The sequence below is a fragment of the Arcicella aurantiaca genome, assembly GCF_003148625.1.
Taxonomy (GTDB): domain Bacteria; phylum Bacteroidota; class Bacteroidia; order Cytophagales; family Spirosomataceae; genus Arcicella; species Arcicella aurantiaca.
In genome coordinates, this window is the sequence record NZ_QGGO01000001.1 from 164,166 (window position 1) to 182,348 (window position 18,183).

Consider the following 18,183-nt stretch of genomic DNA (forward strand, 5'->3'; position numbering starts at 1 on the left):
TTTAGTCTGTAAGTATGAATAATTATTTACAGGCTAAAGCCTGTGGTACTTTATTGATTTCACAACATATAAAATGTCTAACAAAAAACTTACTTTTTTACTCTTTTTATTCACTTTTAGCAAGATGCTTTATGCCCAAGATAACCCTCGGTATTTAGCATTTTCTTTAGTTAACCTCGACCATCGTAATCCACAAATCGTTGATATTCATAAAGCGGCAGATTTGGGAATGAATGCCTTTATTGTGAGTATCAGAAAAGATGTAATTGTAGGGAAAAAAGTGAGTCAAATCAATCCTTGGCAACAATATGACGACCAAATTGCCACTGCTCGGAGTCGAGGAATGAAAATTTGTTTTAGAATTGTCTTTGCTACTTGGTGCAATAACAAAACCGTTGGCGAACCGCTTGATAATAACGTTGGTACGTGTACAGGTTTTGACGCTTCTGAAAGAATGTTGGGCATTGACCAAAAAGGAGCTTCAAGAGTACACCAACAATCATTTGGATATACAGGTTGCGACCAAATTGATGACTGTGGACAAATGATGACTACCAGTTTATCTTCTTCCAAAACCGTTCAAGAAATGCAAGATTTTACCTTGCAGGTTTTACAACATTATAAAGCCGTAATTGACGCAGGAGACGTTATTTACTGCTCGGCAGTTATTACACCAGAGCAAGAATTTGGCTATCCATTTGTGACAACCAAAGGATTAAACGGTGTTGTAAATTCCCTTTTTGATTATTCCCAATCTATGATAACGGGTTTTAGAGAATGGTTGAAGGTGAAATATAATAATGATTTTTCAAAGCTGAAATCTTCGTGGGGAAGTTACGGAAATGCTTATACAGGTTTCAATTCGGTAGAACCTCCAAAACCCGTTGGAGATTATAATTGGACTGTTTTTTTATTGGGAATAGCTGGTAATGATTGGTACGTTTATCGACACAAAATGCTAAAAGATTATTGTGCTGCTTTTACAAAAACGATTAAGAATTTTAATGCTAATTTAAAAGTAGTCAATGATTTTGGTTCTCTGAATGACCAGCCAACGGTTCAACGTGGCACATTTGCCTTTAAAGATATTGGCGAAGGTACAGACGGTGTAAAAATGAACAGTAGTCCTTATCAAGACCATCGTTTTATCATGGATGTGGCTCGTACCAACTTCAAAGATAAATGGATTATGATGGAGGTAGAATCGTTTAAAGACCGAACAGACCTTCAAGAAGCCCATTTTATAGAGGCTTTTACGCATGGAGCAAAATTAGTAGGAGCATTCGCTTTTGATGTACTAAATAATCAAGCACATCAAGATTTATTACGACGAATGACTGACAAATTTATTAAAGGAAATCAGCAAGTTGAGAAAATCGAAACCTGTGGGACAACCATAACTTCAGTTTACGAATTGCTGGAAGACGGCGGTTGTTTGATGAATAAAGCTGCTCCAGATAAAGATTGTCGTTCGTACAAAGATTGGGTAAATCTAAGAAAAGCAAACGGCGATAAACCTGTAAGAATTATTTTAGATGAAAGTTTTGTTACAGGGAAAATCTTAAAATTAAGTCCTTCAGATTTATCTTTTTGTGGTTCTATTCCAAATTTTAAAGAAGTTTATGCTACTGATTGCCAAAGAGTTGGTGTTAAACCAAGAGCAAATGAAAATCTCAAAGGCATGATAGAAAGTGTAGCTTGTGATAAAATTACAGGTTGGGCTATCAACACTAAAAACTTAGACGAAATTCAAGCGATTGATATTTATGTTGATAGTGTAAAAATTGGAACTACGCAAGCAAATATCGGAAACCGTGCAGATTTAGTAACCACGTTCAATAGTTCAAAAGCTAATTTTAGAGGTTTTAGTTTTGCTTTGCCCGATACAGCTTGGTATAAATCTGGACAAGCCAAAAGAATTTATGCCCGTTTTGCCAATACCAATACACTTTTGGAAGACAGTGGAGATTTAAAAGTATTAGCTTGTGAAGGTACAGGTTCGGGTACGTGTGGTGCAAAATATCGTTTGATTGTTTCGCCTGATTCCCTGACAAATGTTTTGGCGAAAGCAACAGAATATAAAATTGCAGTTTCTTCCAATACGAAATGGCAAATATCAAAAAGTGCTAATTGGTTGATAACCAGTGCTGATACAGGTAGTTTTAATGGGAATTTTACCTTGAAAGTTACTGTAAATGGTGATACAGGAACTCGTAGAGGAAAAGTTACATTGACCGCAGGGAATTTAGTGAAAACTATAACCATTGCTCAAAAAGGTGTTGGTCAGCCTTATTTGACTGTTTCACCCGACTCAATTGTTACGATAACTTCTGTTGGAGCAGAATACAGAGTTGTAGTTAATTCAAATGTCAAAATTACCCTTACTAAAGATGCAAAATGGATAACTGCCGACCCCGAAGGCGAAGTTAGTAGTTCATTTGGATTAAGAATTGAACAAAATCCAGATACGGCTACTCGAAGAGGGAAAGTAATATTGACGGGTCAGGGTATCAGGAAAGTTTTTTATATCGTTCAAAAAGGAAAAGGACAGGCTTGCGTTGGTTGTAATGGAACAATTGATACTGATAAACCTTTCAATGACCCCAATGAAATAGCAGGTCAATTAGCACCTTCTACTTTTAGAGGTTGGGTTGAATCTGCTTCATGTTGTAGCGTAAAAGGTTGGGCATTTGATTCTCAAAATTTTGATGATAATCTAATGGTCGATGTTTATTTGGATAAACAAAAAATTGGTACGACAATCGCTAATTTGGGGTATCGTACAGATTTAGCAAGTACCTACCAAAGTGATAAATTACTATATAAATCTTTTTGCTTTCCGATTCCTAAAAACACCTTAGACTCCTTCAAAAATGGGCTTAATAAGCAATTGTATGTACGTTTCGGCGGAACAATAACAAAATTATATTCATCAGAACAACGCTATTTAATTTGTAATCCAAATCAAGTTTGCCCGATTGGAGAGAATTGTGAGGAGAGAGGTTTTCAAGATTATTTAGAGGTCGTTTATCCTAATCCAAGTAAGGATATTTTTAAATTATCGTTGTATTCGCTTAAAAATCAAGTTGCCACTTTAAAATTGGTAGATTCCGAAGGACGTTTATTGAAGAGTATTAATTACAATGTAATCAATGGCATAAATAATCTTGAAATTGATGCTTCAGACCTTAAAAACGGCGTTTTATTGTTATCAATTAATTTAGAAAACGGTAATCGTTTGTTTAAGCGATTGGTTAAAATTGAGTAAATAAATTGTAGTGGTGAATAGCATTCGCCATTGTTTGTGAATGGTTGACGAATGCTATTCGCTACTACAATTTACAACACGTTAGATGTTTGTTCTTTGATTTTCTCTAATTCGTCTTTCATATTTACGACAATTCTTTGGAGAATTACGTCATTTGCTTTTGAACCGATTGTGTTAATTTCACGACCGATTTCTTGAGAAAGGAAGTTTAATTTCTTTCCATTTCCATCTTTAAGGACTTCTTTAAAATAGTTTAAATGCGTTCTTAAACGTACTTTTTCTTCCGAAATATCGTATTTTTCAATGTAGTAAATTAATTCTTGTTCAAAGCGATTTTTGTCAAATTCTTCATCGCCCATCAATTCACTTACTGATTTTCTCAAACGCTCACGTACCGCAGGAATACGATTTTTATCTTGAATTTCAACTTCGTTTAAAAGTTCACCGATACGGTCGATATATTCTACAAATTTTGCAGAAACAATAGCACCTTCACGTAAACGAAATTTTGTACATTCGCCAATTGCCTGATTTACGGCTTTCAAAATTTGTTGCCATTCTGCTTCTGCTTGCTCTTCCGATGCTACTTCTGTATTGAAAGCATTGGGTAAAGTCATAGCAATTTTGAAAAGTTCAACACGGTCATCTGCCGAAAAATCTTCAGAAGATTCTATCAAATCTTTCATATAAGCATTTACTAACGGACGGTTTATACTTGTGCCAGAGCTTGCAACGTCTGTATAGTTTGTGGTAAGGTTAAACTCAATTTTACCACGTTCAAGAGCTTGCGTTAATAAATTTCTGATTTCTATTTCTCTGAAAGACAAGCTTTTAGGGATTCTACAATAAATATCAGTAAATTTTGAGTTTAGAGATTTTACTTCGGCGGTTACAGTTAAACTGCTCGATTCCGAAACAGCTTTACCAAAGCCTGTCATTGATTTTAACATTTGAAAATTGTTTTGAGTTGGGAGATTAGCGTTTGTTATAAAATACATATTTGCCTAATAACCTAACGTGAAAATTTGGAATGAAAAATCAATCTCATCATGGATTGATTTTGATGCAAGATACATAAAAAAGAGCTATAAAATTGAACTTGTAAATTCAAATGATAGCTCTTGAAATTTAATTAGAGAATAATTTTTCCTAAATGTGTTCGGTAATAGAAAGAATTTGATACCGTTTATCGTTTCGCAAATTATTGCTTATAAACCACACCGTCTTTCATCACGAAAGATACCTTTCTCATGACTTTAATGTCTTGTAATGGATTACCATCTGTGGCGATAATATCAGCAATTTTACCTGCTTCGATAGTTCCTGAGTCTTTTTGAGTTCCCATAATTTCGGCAGGAACAATTGTTGCGGCTTTAATGGCTTCAATAGCTGGCATTCCTGCTTCTACCATGTATTGAAATTCGTAAGCATTATATCCATGAATAGACACGCCAGAATCCGTCCCAAAAGCAATTTTTACACCTGCTTTGTATGCTTTTCCAAAAGTAGCTTGAATAAGTGGACCTGTTTCTAAGGCTTTTGGTACAACCAATGGATGATAATATCCCGGAACTTTTGCAGAATCAGCAACGGTTTTGCCTGCCAAAATAGTTGGAACGAGATATGTACCGTATTTTTTCATTAATTCAATGCCTTCATCGTCCAAAAACGTTCCGTGTTCAATCGTTGTAACTCCGCCTCTTACCGCACGTTTGATACCTTCTGTTCCGTGTGCGTGAGCGGCTACGTGGAAACCATAATCTTTGGCAGTTTCAACAATTGCTCTAACTTCATCTTCGGTAAATTGGGGAGCTTTACCACTTTTGGCAATACTTAAAACGCCACCAGTTGCCGTAATTTTAATACAATCAACGCCATCTTTATAATGCTGACGAACTGCTTGGCGACATTGGTCAACGCCCTCTACTACGGCAGTTAAATATTGTGGGTCGAGTGTATATTTTTCCGAAAGTCCGTTTGAAGGGTCGCCATGTCCGCCCGTTGTAGCAATGGTTTTTCCCGAAGTAAATATTCTTGGTCCAATGACTGTTCCTTTATTGATAGCATTTCTCAAAGCTACATTTACGCCCGAACCACCCAAATCTCTAACACTTGTAAAACCTGCCATTAGGGTATTTTTGGCGTATTTTGTAGCATCAAAAGCAATGTCGGCAGCATTTAATTGATAACGTTTTATTTCGCCACCTTTGCTGGTTTCTTGCTCCAAATGCACGTGCATATCGGTCAATCCCGGCATCACGGTTTTGGTACTTAAATCAATCACTTTATCCGTTCCAGTTGGTGTGGTAAATCCTTTTTGAATAGCCGTAATTTTTTTACCTTCGACTACAATCGTCATTTTTGACTCGCCTTCATTTTTCACGGCATCAATTAATGTTCCGCAATGAATGAGTGTTTTTTGAGCATTCGCCACTGTTACCGAAAAGCACAGTCCAGCTAAAATTAGTAGTTGTTTTTTCATTTGTTGATTTTGATATGATTTGTTTAGATAAAAGTAAAAAAACTCAGCTAAAGTATTGCCCTTTCTTGTTAGATTTTAATTTTAAGTATTTGTTCTTTTTACTCACCTAAATATCCGTAACAGAAACATCTAACAGAAGATTTATTATTTTTAGAACTGATGGTATTAATTTTACGTACATTATCGAAAGTAGATTGACTACTTTAGCCTAAAACCATAAATCATGAACGAAAATTCAGAGAAAATTAAAAAAGCGATTGAGCCTTACCGTCAACAAATTATCAATCATAAAGTTTATTCAGTCATAAATGAACTTGACGATTTGAAAATTTTTATGCAGCATCACATTTTTGCCGTTTGGGATTTTATGTCGTTATTAAAATCGCTTCAAAATAATCTTACTTGTACAAGTGTACCTTGGTTTCCAAAAGGTTCTGCTGATACCCGTTATTTAATTAATGAAATTGTAGTAGGAGAGGAGTCGGACGTGGATAGTTTTGGTAATAGAAAAAGCCACTTTGAATTGTATTTAGATGCTATGCACCAATGCGGAGCGGATACATCACAAATTGAAAAATTTGTAAACGTTTTGCAAGAAAATGGAGATTTAAAGAAAGCATTTTTACTTTCAGAAACGCCAGAGTCAGCTCAAAAATTTGTTGATTTCACCTTTGAGATTATCGGTAGCAATAAAGACTATTTACAAGCGGCTATTTTTACTTTTGGACGTGAAGACTTAATCCCTAATATGTTTCATGCTATCATCAATGATATTCATGAAAGTTTGCCAGAAAGTATTTCAAATTTCAAGTATTATTTAGAAAGACACATCGAAGTTGATGGCGACCATCACAGTCATCTTGCTTTAGAAATGACAGCTAATTTATGTGGCGATAATGAAGCATTTTGGCAAGAAGCAGAAGAAGCTACCATTCAGTCTTTACAAAAAAGAATTGAACTCTGGGACGGCGTTTATGATGCCATTATCAGTCAAAAAGTTTTAGCTTAGAAAATAAAAACGGAACTATCAACTATTTGTCGCAGACAAATTTAGACCACAGATTGAACTGATTTTACAAATAAAATAAAGAAAAATCAGCGAAAATCAGTACAATCCGTTCAATCTGTGGTCTATCGTTTGTCTTGAGACTAACCATTTATAGTTCCGAATAAAAATACCTTTCCGAAACTTTGGAAAGGTATTTTTATTTATTTACCTACAAAAATTACCCTATTTGCTTGTTTTAAGTAATATTTACTTCTTTTTGTCAAAATAATATTCCCTTTTTGCCAAGTTGGGAATTTTGTTTTTAATTTTTTCGATAATACCACACTTCCCGTCACACTTGGCATAAATATCTCCACTTGTTTTTTATCATCGCTAAAAATAACTGCCGCAAATGAAGTGTAAGAGTTTTTAGATTTTACCTCATTCAGTTGAATAGGTTGTTCAAAAGTTCTGATACAATCATTTTTTAACACTGAAAAAGTATAGCCTGCGGAGGGTTTACAGCCATGAACATCGGTATCTCCACCAACCATTGGCGGTAAAGTTTCAGAAGGATTTGGTTCTGTTTGTCCGAATGATAAAGTTGAAAATGAAGCCAATAGAATACAAATTGAGAAGAGTTTCTGATACATTTTAAGCGTGTTTTTGATAATTATTTGACACAATATTCTAATTCGTCTTTATAAATATGAAGGATGTCCTCAATTTCGGTAGTGGATAAATCTGGACGATTGAACGGTGCAGGAAAATCTTCTATTGTCAATGATGTCTTATCAAATAAATGACCGAGTAAGTTTTCTGCTCCTGTGCGTGTACTGCTGGTTAAATACACTTTTTGGGGAAGAATTTTGAGAAAATTGCCAATTCTTAAAGCCGTATCAAACAAAGCTAATTCATTGATACCTTCTGTTTTAGCCCTTTTTGTAATCTCGAAAATATCATCAAAAGTTAACGCTTTCTCGATGTCACTTTCAAAAGATACTAAGCTTTTTGCAAAGGTGTCGAGTTCTGTACGTCCCACTCTTCTTTGATGAAAATGAATTTTATTGTTTTCATCAATAGCTTTTGCAGCAATATCAATGGCATCAGTCAAACTATTTTGCCCGACACAAAACTCAATATGTTTATCTTCTCTTTTACGACTATTTGCTTTATAGTGTTTTATAATGCTGTCGAGTTTTTTTGTATTGTATATGGGCATTTTTTTAAGGATAATTATAGTCTGCACTAAGATTTATATGATTTATTGATTTTACGATTTTGGTTTTCCTCCTAAAATACATTCATCCAATAAATCATGGTTCAGATGATTTTACGATTTTGTTTTTCTCCTAAAATACATTCATCTAATAAATCATGGTTCACACTAATTTCATCTGCACTAAGATTTATATGATTTATTGATTTTATGATTTTTGTTTTCCTCCTACATCTAATAAGTCATGGTTCAGATGATTTTACGATTTTGTTTTCCTCCTAAAATTCATTCATCTAATAAATCATGGTTCAGATGATGTTAAAATACATTCATCTAATAAATCATGGTTCAGATGATTTTATTCATTTTAAGCTACTTTTATAATCTGCATTATCAGGATGTTTTGTATTATAAATTCTCTTAAAAGTTAGACTTTTACTCCCAAAATTAATTAATAAACCGATGGGCAAATTGTACGCTTCCAAGTAATTAATAGCTTGTGCAAGGTGTAAATCATCTAAAAGTGAAATTGCTTTTAACTCAACCATAATATTATTTTCAACGAAGAAATCGACTCTTCTTGTACCAATGTCAACTCCTTCATAAAAAATAGTCATTTCCAATTCTCTGGCAAATCCTAAGCCTTGTCTTTCCATTTCAATTGACAATGCTCTTTGATAAATAACCTCTTGAAATCCACTTCCAAGTGTAGAATGTACCTTCATGGCACAACCAATAATTTTGTGAGTTAAATTTTCGTGTTTCATGTTTTTTTGTAGATTATTTTGTTTGAACTATGATTTTTAGGATTTAATTATTTCAAGAATTTTATCTAATTCTAAAATAATTAAATCTTAAAAATCATAGTTTATAAATTTTATCCAATCCTAAAATCTATCAATCCGATAAATGATATTTCAGAAATTTAGAGCAATCCTAAAATCTATTAATCCAATAAATCATAGTTCAGAATTACTTCTTCTTCACCTCAAAAAATACGGCTAATCCTAAAAGGCCAACCATTAAAATTGAAGCAATTAAATCTACTTTACCACCTTTTGCTACACTTTCAGGCTCAAATTTGAACTCAATTTTATGCTTTCCTGCGGGTACAACCATGCCTCTCAAAATATAATCAGCACGGAAATGAGGTTTGTAAACACCATCTACATAAGCCTTCCAATCAAGGTTTCCACGATAGAAAATCTCAGAGAAAACCGCTAATTGGTCTGATTTTGCATTACTTTCATACGTCATTACATTGAGTTTATAATCAGTCAATTTTATAGAGTTTGCCGTGCTGTCAAACGCAATTTTCAAACCTGCTAATTGGTCTTCATAACGTTTGTCAACTATGGCAGTTTGCTTCGGGTTAAATTTATCCAAAGCCTTCATTTCAGCATCAGCATTTGGTACAATTTTAAATTCTTTCACAAACCAAGCATTTCCACAAGCATCAGGATTTTGTTGAACCATTGGTTGTCCGCCTTGTTGTTGGGCTGGCATTGTGAAATATTTGGTATTTAACATATTGAAAACCGCCATATTATTTTTTGAGAACTGATTTTCAATAATTTCTTGATAACGACGAAGTTTTGCACCATGATAACCACCTAAAGATTTGTGATAATATGAAGCAGTTGCATCATTTGAAAATCCTTGTGGAGAAGCTCCGTCCAAGACACGATAAATAGATTTGTCTTTCAAAATCTGTTCGTCGATAGGCGTAGGAGCAAATGTTTCTTCGGCTTCTGATTTTGAAACAAAGTTGTCATTGTTAAAATACCTTTTATCAACACCAAATAAATCGAAAACTACCAAAACAATTAAAATTGGATAAAAAACTACATCTTTGATTTTGTTTGAAACCCAAGCCCAAATCAAACCAGCGGCTAAAAGAATCAAAACTAAAGAACGAAAAGCATCAGAACGTAATAAAGATTCACGGTCAGAAGCAATAGCTCTAATGATATTTCCATCGATTCCTTTATCGCCTGTAATTTGCATAGCAGCATCGTTTGCTCCTTTAAAACTGAAAAATAACGACGGCAATAAGGCAAATATTAATGAAAAACCTGCCGTTAAACCTAACGAGTAAATCAACGGTTTTTTGAGGTCGTTGAATGTTGTTTTTTGCTCTGAAATTTGTTTTAATGCTAAAATTCCTAAAGTTACCATTGCTAAGTCAGCCAATGACAAAATCATCGTAACTGCTCTAAATTTGTTGAACATCGGGAAATAATCGAACATCAAATAATTCAACGTCGGGAAGTTTTTACCCCAAGAAAGCATCGTGAAAATGATTGCAGAAGCCACAAGCCACCATTTTGTTCCGCCCTTTACTAAAAAAGCACCTAAAGCAAACAAGAAAATGATAATTGCTCCCGCATACGCTGGACCACCTGTACTTGGTTGGTCGCCCCAATAAGCAGGACCATGTTCTGCAAATCCCATAGCACTTTCTTCTGGAATACCTGCTTCAACCATTACTTTTAAGGTTTCAGATTTCTTTCCACCTAAAGTTCCACCTGATGAACCACCGTAAAAATTAGGAATTAAAAGTGTTCCTGATTCTCCAATTCCGTAACTCCAATTGTAGGCATAATCACGGTCTAAACCACCTTTCGACTGATTATTGCTTGTTAGTTCAGATTTTCCACGAATGGTTTCGGCAGAATAAACGGCGTTATTCCACAAACGCATTGTATGGTTTCCTAAACCAATTAATGCTCCACCACCAAAAGCTAAAAGAGCAAATACTAAAGGCTTAAATTCGCCTGCTTTTATTTTTTCTATGATTTTTACTAATATATAACCTCCTAAGAATAACCCGAAATAATACGTTATTTGAACGTGATTGGCATATATTTCAAGACTCATGAACAAAGCTGTTAGAGCAGCTCCGAGTATATATTTTCCTCTAAAACATAAAACTGCACCTGCCGCCACCATTGGAGCATAAGCCAAAGCTAATACTTTAGAAGTGTGTCCCGCAGGAATAATAACCATGTTCCAAGAGCAAAATGCGTAGGCGATAGCTCCTAAAATGGCTTGCCAAGTATTTGCTCCAAGGGTTACTAACAAAATGTACATACCCAACATCATCAAGAAAATCATGTTGATTGGTGTAGGTAAAACTCCCATGATATTTCCCCCAATCATAGACCCAACACTATTTGGGTACGCTCCTTGAATCATAAATGAAGGCATACCGCCAAACATAGAGTTTGTCCACCAAGCGTATTCACCTGTTTGTTTGGTAAATTCTGCTGCCTCATGCGCACCCGCCTGAGCCATCGTAATGTCGTGTTGTGAAAGTTGTTTACCTTGAAGTGCTGGTAATGCGTAAATTCCTGCCAATACTACAAAGACAATAACGGCGTATAAATGTGGAAGGAATTTCTTAAATGAAAATTTCATAAGGAGTTTTTTCAGTTTTTGGGTTTTAGGTTTTAGGATTTAGTAAAACGCTTTTGACTAAAATGAAACCTTAACCAATGAAACAATAAGTGGTGTTGAAATAAGTTAGATTGCATTGTTGTAAGTTATTTACTCCAATCCTGAAACCTAAAGCCTAATATCTAACACCTATTTTGCAAAGATATATATTTACTCAGTCTTAATATTCATGTTTCGTGCCAATTTGAACCTTTTGATTATTTTAATGTTTTTATAACGATTAATCAAACCATTTCTTAGTAACTTTGTCTAATCAAAAAAGTACAAAATACATATTATATAAAAAATGAAAAAATACATTCTTTTCTTTGCTTTTTGCCTGTCAATCAGTGTGTTTAGTGCATATTCTCAAGATTCTAAAGCTGGAGCAATCATTGATGCCATGCAGAAAAAGTACAAAACCATGAAGTCTTTTGGGGCAAGTTTTACCTATGGAGTTGATGGTTCATCGCAAGTTTTACAAGGAAATATTACAGTAAAAGGCTCAAAATATCGTTTAAAAACAGGCGGACAAGAAATTTTTAATAATGGAAAAGAGGTTTCGACTTATATTAAAGAAACTAATGAAGTAAATATTTCTGATTATGAACCTTCTGAAAATGATTTGAATCCTGCTAAAGTTTATACTTTCGATAAAAAAGGATTTCGTTATGTGTTCGTTCAAGAAGTAACAGAGGGCGGAGAATCTTATGAAGTAATTGAACTTTCGCCTGAGAAAAAAGGAACGCAAGTTTCAAAAGTTAAAATCAAATTGAATAAGAAAGATAAATCTGTGAAAAGCTGGGTAATTACTGACAAAAACGGAAAACGTCAGACTTTCAAAGTGAATAAATTTACGCCAAATGTAGCCGTAGATGACAAATATTTCGCTTTCGATAAAAGTAAATATCCCGGAGTTGAAGTAAATGACCTTCGATAGAGGAGAAAGTGTTAAAAGAGAAAGGGAGAAATGGGTTATAACCCGTTTCTCCCTTTTTTCATTCCTTCTTTTCAGCTCTTAAATTAAAATCTCTCTCAAAATTAGGACTTTCAGTCTTTCCCCATTTGTCCCAAAAAGTAAAGTATAGCCCAAAATTGTAACGATAAAATTTATGATGATGGCTATGATGTGTTGCTCCAATGACGTGTTTGCCCAATAAATTCCCAAATAAGTTTCTCGGATAAATCTCAATATCAAGGTGGTTGATAGCTGCCGTGAGCGTCATAATCGTTAAGTGCGTCAGGACTGCGTATAGGTGCATTGGTACAATCATCACGATTACGGGCATGATGAGAGCTTCCAATAAACCCTCAATCGGATGAAATGAAAAGGCAGTCCAAGCGGAGGTGATTTTGCTATCATGGTGTACTTGATGCACGTATTTGTAAATTTTCGGATGGTGCATCAAACGGTGCAACCAATAATAATACGTCTCGTGAATAAACATGGAAAGCAAAATGCTGACAGGAATCCACCAAATTGGATAATCCTTGATATTCAGATAGATAACGGTAAAACCCTTTTGCCAAGCAATGGCGGCTAATGCTCCAATGACCGAGAAAATTGCTGCCGTTAAAGTTGACCAATACACTTCCGTTTGGAATTGTTTGGGAGGATAAGCCTTTTTATTAATCTTGCGTTTTTCCCATTCTTTATGTTTCCAGATGTAGAAATAAACGTGAAAAAATCCACTCAAAAGAAAGTATCGAGACGTAACAATGACGAATATTAAAGCACATAAAGAAATAAAAACCAAAGGTTTGGTAAAGTCTAAAGAAAAAAGAGATTCAATCATTATCGTTTTAGGGGCAAAATTTTAGGGATAAATTTTCTTCGATTTGTTACTACCAGACACAACAAAGTAGCATTTCTATGGTAACTATTTGAGGACAGATAAAGTTAACGAAATTCTTGAAATATCATTAAATAGCAATTTGAGCGATTATTATACGTTACTAAGAGAGTAATTTACTTTTTAAACATCATTTTGCACGTATGAAAAAATTATTAATTCCACTTATTTTCTTATCGCTTCCGTCATTTTGTCAAGACAATAAAACGACAATGTTAAAGTATCCTAATTCAACAGGAGATATTGATTTTGATTCAACCTTAGATAAAAAAGACTTTAAATTATGTGGTCAAGGCTATGGTTATCAATATTTTAATGATAGCAAAGGTGTGTTGTATGAAGGCGAGAAAAAAGCTATCGAACAAAGTTTCAAAGAGAAGTATAAATCACAAAATGCCTCAAAGCAAACAGGCTTAATCAGAATTCGCTTCATGGTTAATTGTAAAGGTGAGACGGATAGATTCAGATTAATTGGAATGGATGAAAAATATCAAGAAAAAACTTTTGATAAGTCTATTACCGAACAATTATTAACCATTACAAAAGGATTGAAAGGTTGGAAAGCTAAAGCATTTCACTCTAAAACTGAAATGTTAGCTTACGATTTTTATCAATACCTAATCTTCAAAATTAAAGACGGACAGATAACCGAAATCTTACCATGAAAATTTTATTTTACTTCTTATTTCTCATCTCTTTTCATACTTACGCACAGCCCAATTGCAACGTATATCTGTATGCAGGAGATACGGCACAGTACAAAGCGTGTTTATTATCTGAACAAATTCATGAATATCAATTTCATAGAAAATTCCATGAAAAATTTGATGAAGCACTTAAAATCTGCCCAAATTTTGCTTACGCCTATCGTGAAAAATCAACCGCTTATTTGAAAAGTGGTGATTTCATAACTTGGAAAAAATTGATTGATAAAGCCGTAGAATTAGAATGGCGAACCAATTTAGGATATAGAGGTTGGTGTCGATACCAATTTTTCAGAGATTACGAAGGAGCAATCAAGGATATTGAAAGGTTGGATAGTTTAGCTAATTATGACATTGGATTCGGTCAAAATGGAGATTATCATTTGAATATTGCCAAAGGAATTTGTTATAGTGCTATTGGGCAAAAACAAAAAGCTATTGAGATTTTTAAACAACAAATTAATACACCTAATTATGAAGTTGGTCTGTACGATTATTATCAAGTAGGGGTTACTTATTTTGAAATCAAAGATTTTCAAAATGCTTTAATTTGTTTTGAAAAGCAAGCTAAAATAAACCCATTGGCTGAAAATGAATATTATAAAGCCAAAATTTATAAAATTTTAAATAATCAAATTGAAGCAAATAAATATAAAGATTTAGCAGTCAAATTATATAAAGACAGTAAAATCCTATTTGACCCTTATACTCATCATTTTAATAAAGTTTATATTGAAGAGATTGAAAGGTTATAAAAAAAGCCTGCAAAATTAAATTTTGCAGGCTTTTTTTATAACTTATATGAACGAAATTACAATCTCACAATCTCCGCACCGATGGCATTCAAACGAGTATCAATATTTTGATAACCTCTATCAATTTGCTCGATGTTTTCAATAATTGATGTTCCTTTTGCTGACATTGCTGCAATTAATAAAGAAACCCCCGCACGAATATCTGGTGATGTCATTCGGATTCCTCTTAATTGTTGTTCACGATTTAATCCAACAACGGTTGCACGGTGTGGGTCGCAAAGAATAATTTGAGCTCCCATTTCAATCAATTTATCCACGAAGAATAAACGACTTTCAAACATTTTTTGGTGAATCAATACCGTTCCTTTTGCTTGAATTGCCGTTACTAAAACGATACTCAATAAGTCAGGTGTAAATCCAGGCCAAGGATGGTCAGAAACCGTTAGCATTGAACCGTCAATGAAAGTTTCGAGTTCGTAACGGTCTTGTGCGGGTACAAAAATATCGTCTCCTCTAATTTCCAATTTAATACCTAATTTTTGGAAAGTTTGTGGAATAATTCCTAAATCTGGGATAGAGCAATTTTTGATGGTAATTTCAGACTGAGTCATGGCTGCCATTCCGATGAATGAACCAATTTCAATCATATCTGGTAACATCGTGTGTTCCGTTCCAAAAAGTTCAGAAACACCTTCAATCGTCAATAAATTTGAACCTACGCCTGAGATTTTTGCACCCATGCGGTTCAACATTTTACAAAGTTGTTGCAAATAAGGCTCGCAAGCAGCATTGTAAATAGTGGTTGTTCCTTCTGCTAAAACTGCCGCCATCACGATGTTGGCAGTTCCTGTTACAGACGCTTCGTCCAACAACATATACGTTCCTTGCAAATGAGACGCATCAACTTCGTAAATTCCACCGTCTTCTTGCGAATAGTTGAATTTTGCCCCCAATTTCATGAATCCTAAAAAGTGCGTATCTAAACGACGACGACCGATTTTGTCTCCACCCGGTGAAGGAATTCTACCTTTTTTGAAGCGTGCCAACGTTGGTCCAAGTAACATTACTGAGCCACGTAAAGCAGCTGCTTTTTTCTTGTAAGTCTCTGAATTTAAGTAGTCTAAGTTTACTTCTGAGGCATCAAATTTTACAGAAGATTCTCCCATACGTGTACAACGCACGCCCATATCACCCAAAAGGTCAATCAATTGATTTACGTCACGAATGTTTGGAATGTTGTGAATAGTTACGGGTTCTTTGGTTAAAACTACCGCACATAAGATTTGAAGTGCTTCGTTTTTTGCTCCTTGAGGAATAATTTCCCCTTTCATTTGGCGACCGCCAGTTACTTTAAATGATGCCATTTAGTTGTTTATCTTTATCAGTTATCTAAAAATGTCAGAGATGAATTTTTTAAATTATTCAATTTATACACGCTTTCGAATCTATCTACGATTGCGATTATTATTATCGTTTCTACCGTTGTTATTATTATTTCGGTTGTCGTTTCTGCCGTTGTTATTATTATTTCGGTTGTCGTTTCTACCGTTGTTATTATTTCGGTTGTCGTTTCTACCGCCGTTGTTATCGTTTCTACTTCCGAAATTCTGACGATTATTATTATTGTTATTATTACGGTTATTATTGTCTGGTCGTCTTTCGTTGGTAGAGTTTGAACGATTATTGTTGTTTCTTAGATTTCCTAACGAAGAATTTCCAGAGATTGCCTGAACAATTTGCGATAATTTCCCTTCCGAAAGTTCAAGAATATGTCCCCAAATTACTTCGTCGTCAACAACTTCTCTATTCCAATTTTGATAAAAAGTTTTCATCAAACGAGCAATATGAGCTACCAAAATACGCTTTTCGTTGTCGTCTTGTTCGGCAATAGCACGTGAAATTAACAACTCCACATTGCGTCCATAATAACGATATTTCAAGAAATTAGTGTTGTACGGAACAGTTTTCGGGAGCTTTCCAACAGCATCTGGAGCAGGAGGAGGAAATGGACTTTCTACATCTAATTTAAAATTTGACATGATAAATAAATCATCCCACAATTTATTAGAATAGTCTTGGCTATCACGCATATTTGGATGAACCTGACGCATCAGTTCAACCAATAAATAAGCGTATTTTGTTCGTGTATTTTTATCTTGAACCGTAAGAATATGGTTCACTAATTTCTGGACGTTGGTTCCGTATTCCTTCATGAGAATGTATATCTATTCAACAAATGTTGTAAAAGTCGATGATTTTTCACGAAGATACAAAAATGAGAGGTAATTGAGAATAGATTTTAGAGAATAGATGAGATAATGTAACTAAAATGATTCCACAAAATGATGCCTGCTACTACTAAAGCTCCAAAAACGAATAATAGAACGGCTCCAGCAGCTACGTCTTTTGCTTTTTTTGCCAAAGGATGAAATGCTGGAGAAGCCAAATCTACTAATGCTTCAATGGCTGTATTCACTGCTTCTAAAGCTAAAACACCACTCATTGTCAAAATGATTGCTAACCATTCAGCCTCAGAAAAACCAATCAGAAAACCAGAAATTACGACTACAACAACTGCTAAAAGGTGAATTTTAGCATTATTTTCAGATTTGAAGAGTGTAATAATTCCTTCCCAAGCAAACGGAACACTTTTTAAGAATTTTTGAATGTTTATCATAATTTCAGTTTTATTAAGAGCAAATTTAGCCACGAAGTCACAAAGACACAAAGTTGAAAATGTCTTCGCTGTGAATGCTCTCAAAATATATCAATTTCTTAGCGTCTTTGTGCCTTCGTGGCAAAACTTTATTCTTCCTTCAAATGAATCAAACTATAAAACATCCAATACGCTAAACCGATAAAAATTGAAAACTCAAAAGTCATTAAAATTGCCGTTGGATTTTTGATAGAATGAAAAATGTATTTCATTAAAGTGAAGGGATGAAAAAAGAAATCCCAAGAATTAAAGCGTTCTACTCGCCCTAAAAATATCCCAAAGCCTGATAAAGCAATCGTTCCTAAAGTAAATAAATTACTCCAATTGAGTGAAAAGACGTGCGTCCAAACCTTCTGAATCCAATAAAGCGATAATAAACCACAAGCCAAACTCACGAAAGCATACGTAAAAATCATGATTTGATAGTGCCAATAAGTATTGCCCGAAAGCGACCGCAAATGCACCAAATCGGTAATAATATACGGTGAATTTGGGAAAAACAACAACCAAAGCAAACTCACCGAAAGCACTTCCCATTTTTGAAGGGCGTTAATTTTTACTTTGTTTTCAAGCCAAATGACTATGAAAATGGGAATCCAAGCTAAAAATAAATTCCAGTTGATGCCCCAAAGTGCAAGATTATGCGTCAAAATGGTTTTTAAAATGAATAAACCAACGGCAGAAGCGGACATTAATCCGAGTGTAAAAATCAATCTAAAACGATTGATAGGAATATTGAAAATTTTCATAAGTTTTTTTG

General features: G+C 34.4%; 16 protein-coding genes. 5 read left to right on the forward strand and 11 right to left on the reverse strand.

From position 1 onward, the window contains the following. The first annotated feature begins 73 nt into the window (after window positions 1–73). Complete coding sequence (locus tag LV89_RS00685; protein WP_109740929.1) at window positions 74–3,268, forward strand: T9SS type A sorting domain-containing protein; 3,195 nt, start codon at window positions 74–76, stop codon at window positions 3,266–3,268. Between the two features lie 71 nt (window positions 3,269–3,339). On the opposite strand, the gene LV89_RS00690 is transcribed toward LV89_RS00685, so the two are convergent. Together LV89_RS00690 and LV89_RS00695 are read right to left on the reverse strand one after the other, a co-directional pair. Then, complete coding sequence (locus tag LV89_RS00690; RefSeq protein ID WP_109741110.1) at window positions 3,340–4,218, reverse strand: YicC/YloC family endoribonuclease; 879 nt, start codon at window positions 4,216–4,218, stop codon at window positions 3,340–3,342. Window positions 4,219–4,469: 251 nt separating this feature from the next. Next, entirely contained in the window at window positions 4,470–5,750 is a 1,281-nt protein-coding gene (locus LV89_RS00695) for a metal-dependent hydrolase family protein (protein ID WP_109740930.1), read from the reverse strand. A 223-nt stretch (window positions 5,751–5,973) separates the two neighbouring features. On the opposite strand from LV89_RS00695, the gene LV89_RS00700 reads away from it, so the two are divergent. Beyond that, a complete protein-coding gene (locus LV89_RS00700; protein WP_109740931.1) occupies window positions 5,974–6,759 on the forward strand; it encodes a DUF3050 domain-containing protein in 786 nt (261 codons plus the stop codon). Between the two features lie 200 nt (window positions 6,760–6,959). On the opposite strand, the gene LV89_RS00705 is transcribed toward LV89_RS00700, so the two are convergent. The 4 genes from LV89_RS00705 to LV89_RS00720 form a co-directional block, all read right to left on the reverse strand. After that, window positions 6,960–7,391: a hypothetical protein gene (locus LV89_RS00705; protein WP_211321123.1), complete on the reverse strand. Its 432-nt coding sequence runs from the start codon at window positions 7,389–7,391 to the stop codon at window positions 6,960–6,962. 20 nt (window positions 7,392–7,411) lie between these two features. Then, window positions 7,412–7,960, reverse strand: a complete 549-nt coding sequence (locus tag LV89_RS00710; RefSeq protein ID WP_109740932.1) for a hypothetical protein — start codon at window positions 7,958–7,960, stop codon at window positions 7,412–7,414. A gap of 359 nt (window positions 7,961–8,319) precedes the next feature. After that, complete coding sequence (locus LV89_RS00715; protein ID WP_109740933.1) at window positions 8,320–8,724, reverse strand: GxxExxY protein; 405 nt, start codon at window positions 8,722–8,724, stop codon at window positions 8,320–8,322. A gap of 205 nt (window positions 8,725–8,929) precedes the next feature. Further along, a complete protein-coding gene (locus tag LV89_RS00720; RefSeq protein WP_109740934.1) occupies window positions 8,930–11,377 on the reverse strand; it encodes a hypothetical protein in 2,448 nt (815 codons plus the stop codon). Window positions 11,378–11,702: 325 nt separating this feature from the next. Between LV89_RS00720 and lolA1 the strand changes: the two genes are divergently transcribed. Next, window positions 11,703–12,335 (forward strand): outer membrane lipoprotein periplasmic chaperone LolA1, encoded by a 633-nt coding sequence (lolA1, locus tag LV89_RS00725; protein WP_109740935.1) that lies wholly within the window; start codon window positions 11,703–11,705, stop codon window positions 12,333–12,335. A gap of 58 nt (window positions 12,336–12,393) precedes the next feature. Here lolA1 and LV89_RS00730 read toward each other — a convergent pair whose 3' ends face one another. Further along, complete coding sequence (locus tag LV89_RS00730; protein ID WP_109740936.1) at window positions 12,394–13,191, reverse strand: sterol desaturase family protein; 798 nt, start codon at window positions 13,189–13,191, stop codon at window positions 12,394–12,396. A 200-nt stretch (window positions 13,192–13,391) separates the two neighbouring features. Between LV89_RS00730 and LV89_RS00735 the strand changes: the two genes are divergently transcribed. Both LV89_RS00735 and LV89_RS00740 read left to right on the forward strand, forming a co-directional pair. Next, on the forward strand, window positions 13,392–13,913 hold the full coding sequence (locus LV89_RS00735; RefSeq protein WP_109740937.1) for a hypothetical protein: 522 nt from the start codon (window positions 13,392–13,394) through the stop codon (window positions 13,911–13,913). Continuing rightward, window positions 13,910–14,707 (forward strand): tetratricopeptide repeat protein, encoded by a 798-nt coding sequence (locus LV89_RS00740; RefSeq protein WP_109740938.1) that lies wholly within the window; start codon window positions 13,910–13,912, stop codon window positions 14,705–14,707. The genes LV89_RS00735 and LV89_RS00740 overlap by 4 nt, the downstream gene beginning before the upstream one ends. Before the next feature lie 56 nt (window positions 14,708–14,763). On the opposite strand, the gene murA is transcribed toward LV89_RS00740, so the two are convergent. From murA to LV89_RS00760, 4 genes are all read right to left on the reverse strand, one after another. Continuing rightward, the gene (gene murA, locus LV89_RS00745) at window positions 14,764–16,071 is read right to left on the reverse strand and encodes a UDP-N-acetylglucosamine 1-carboxyvinyltransferase (protein ID WP_109740939.1); all 1,308 of its coding nucleotides are present in this window, start codon (window positions 16,069–16,071) and stop codon (window positions 14,764–14,766) included. A gap of 81 nt (window positions 16,072–16,152) precedes the next feature. Beyond that, the gene (locus LV89_RS00750) at window positions 16,153–16,920 is read right to left on the reverse strand and encodes a DUF4290 domain-containing protein (protein WP_109740940.1); all 768 of its coding nucleotides are present in this window, start codon (window positions 16,918–16,920) and stop codon (window positions 16,153–16,155) included. A gap of 86 nt (window positions 16,921–17,006) precedes the next feature. Continuing rightward, window positions 17,007–17,384 carry a diacylglycerol kinase family protein gene (locus LV89_RS00755; protein WP_109741112.1) on the reverse strand — a complete coding sequence of 126 codons (378 nt, stop codon included), beginning with the start codon at window positions 17,382–17,384 and terminating at the stop codon, window positions 17,007–17,009. Between the two features lie 128 nt (window positions 17,385–17,512). Next, window positions 17,513–18,172 (reverse strand): DUF1361 domain-containing protein, encoded by a 660-nt coding sequence (locus LV89_RS00760; RefSeq protein ID WP_109740941.1) that lies wholly within the window; start codon window positions 18,170–18,172, stop codon window positions 17,513–17,515. Window positions 18,173–18,183: the final 11 nt, after the last annotated feature.

Bases quoted from the DNA above. Each gene is read 5' to 3' on its own strand.
- murA (WP_109740939.1), bottom strand. From the start codon at position 16,071: ATGGCATCATTTAAAGTAACTGGCGGTCGCCAAATGAAAGGGGAAATT.
- LV89_RS00720 (WP_109740934.1), bottom strand. From the start codon at position 11,377: ATGAAATTTTCATTTAAGAAATTCCTTCCACATTTATACGCCGTTATT.
- LV89_RS00685 (WP_109740929.1), top strand. From the start codon at position 74: ATGTCTAACAAAAAACTTACTTTTTTACTCTTTTTATTCACTTTTAGC.
- LV89_RS00705 (WP_211321123.1), bottom strand. From the start codon at position 7,391: ATGTATCAGAAACTCTTCTCAATTTGTATTCTATTGGCTTCATTTTCA.
- lolA1 (WP_109740935.1), top strand. From the start codon at position 11,703: ATGAAAAAATACATTCTTTTCTTTGCTTTTTGCCTGTCAATCAGTGTG.
- LV89_RS00750 (WP_109740940.1), bottom strand. From the start codon at position 16,920: ATGAAGGAATACGGAACCAACGTCCAGAAATTAGTGAACCATATTCTT.
- LV89_RS00760 (WP_109740941.1), bottom strand. From the start codon at position 18,172: ATGAAAATTTTCAATATTCCTATCAATCGTTTTAGATTGATTTTTACA.
- LV89_RS00755 (WP_109741112.1), bottom strand. From the start codon at position 17,384: ATGATAAACATTCAAAAATTCTTAAAAAGTGTTCCGTTTGCTTGGGAA.
- LV89_RS00740 (WP_109740938.1), top strand. From the start codon at position 13,910: ATGAAAATTTTATTTTACTTCTTATTTCTCATCTCTTTTCATACTTAC.
- LV89_RS00710 (WP_109740932.1), bottom strand. From the start codon at position 7,960: ATGCCCATATACAATACAAAAAAACTCGACAGCATTATAAAACACTAT.
- LV89_RS00715 (WP_109740933.1), bottom strand. From the start codon at position 8,724: ATGAAACACGAAAATTTAACTCACAAAATTATTGGTTGTGCCATGAAG.
- LV89_RS00735 (WP_109740937.1), top strand. From the start codon at position 13,392: ATGAAAAAATTATTAATTCCACTTATTTTCTTATCGCTTCCGTCATTT.
- LV89_RS00695 (WP_109740930.1), bottom strand. From the start codon at position 5,750: ATGAAAAAACAACTACTAATTTTAGCTGGACTGTGCTTTTCGGTAACA.
- LV89_RS00690 (WP_109741110.1), bottom strand. From the start codon at position 4,218: ATGTTAAAATCAATGACAGGCTTTGGTAAAGCTGTTTCGGAATCGAGC.
- LV89_RS00700 (WP_109740931.1), top strand. From the start codon at position 5,974: ATGAACGAAAATTCAGAGAAAATTAAAAAAGCGATTGAGCCTTACCGT.
- LV89_RS00730 (WP_109740936.1), bottom strand. From the start codon at position 13,191: ATGATTGAATCTCTTTTTTCTTTAGACTTTACCAAACCTTTGGTTTTT.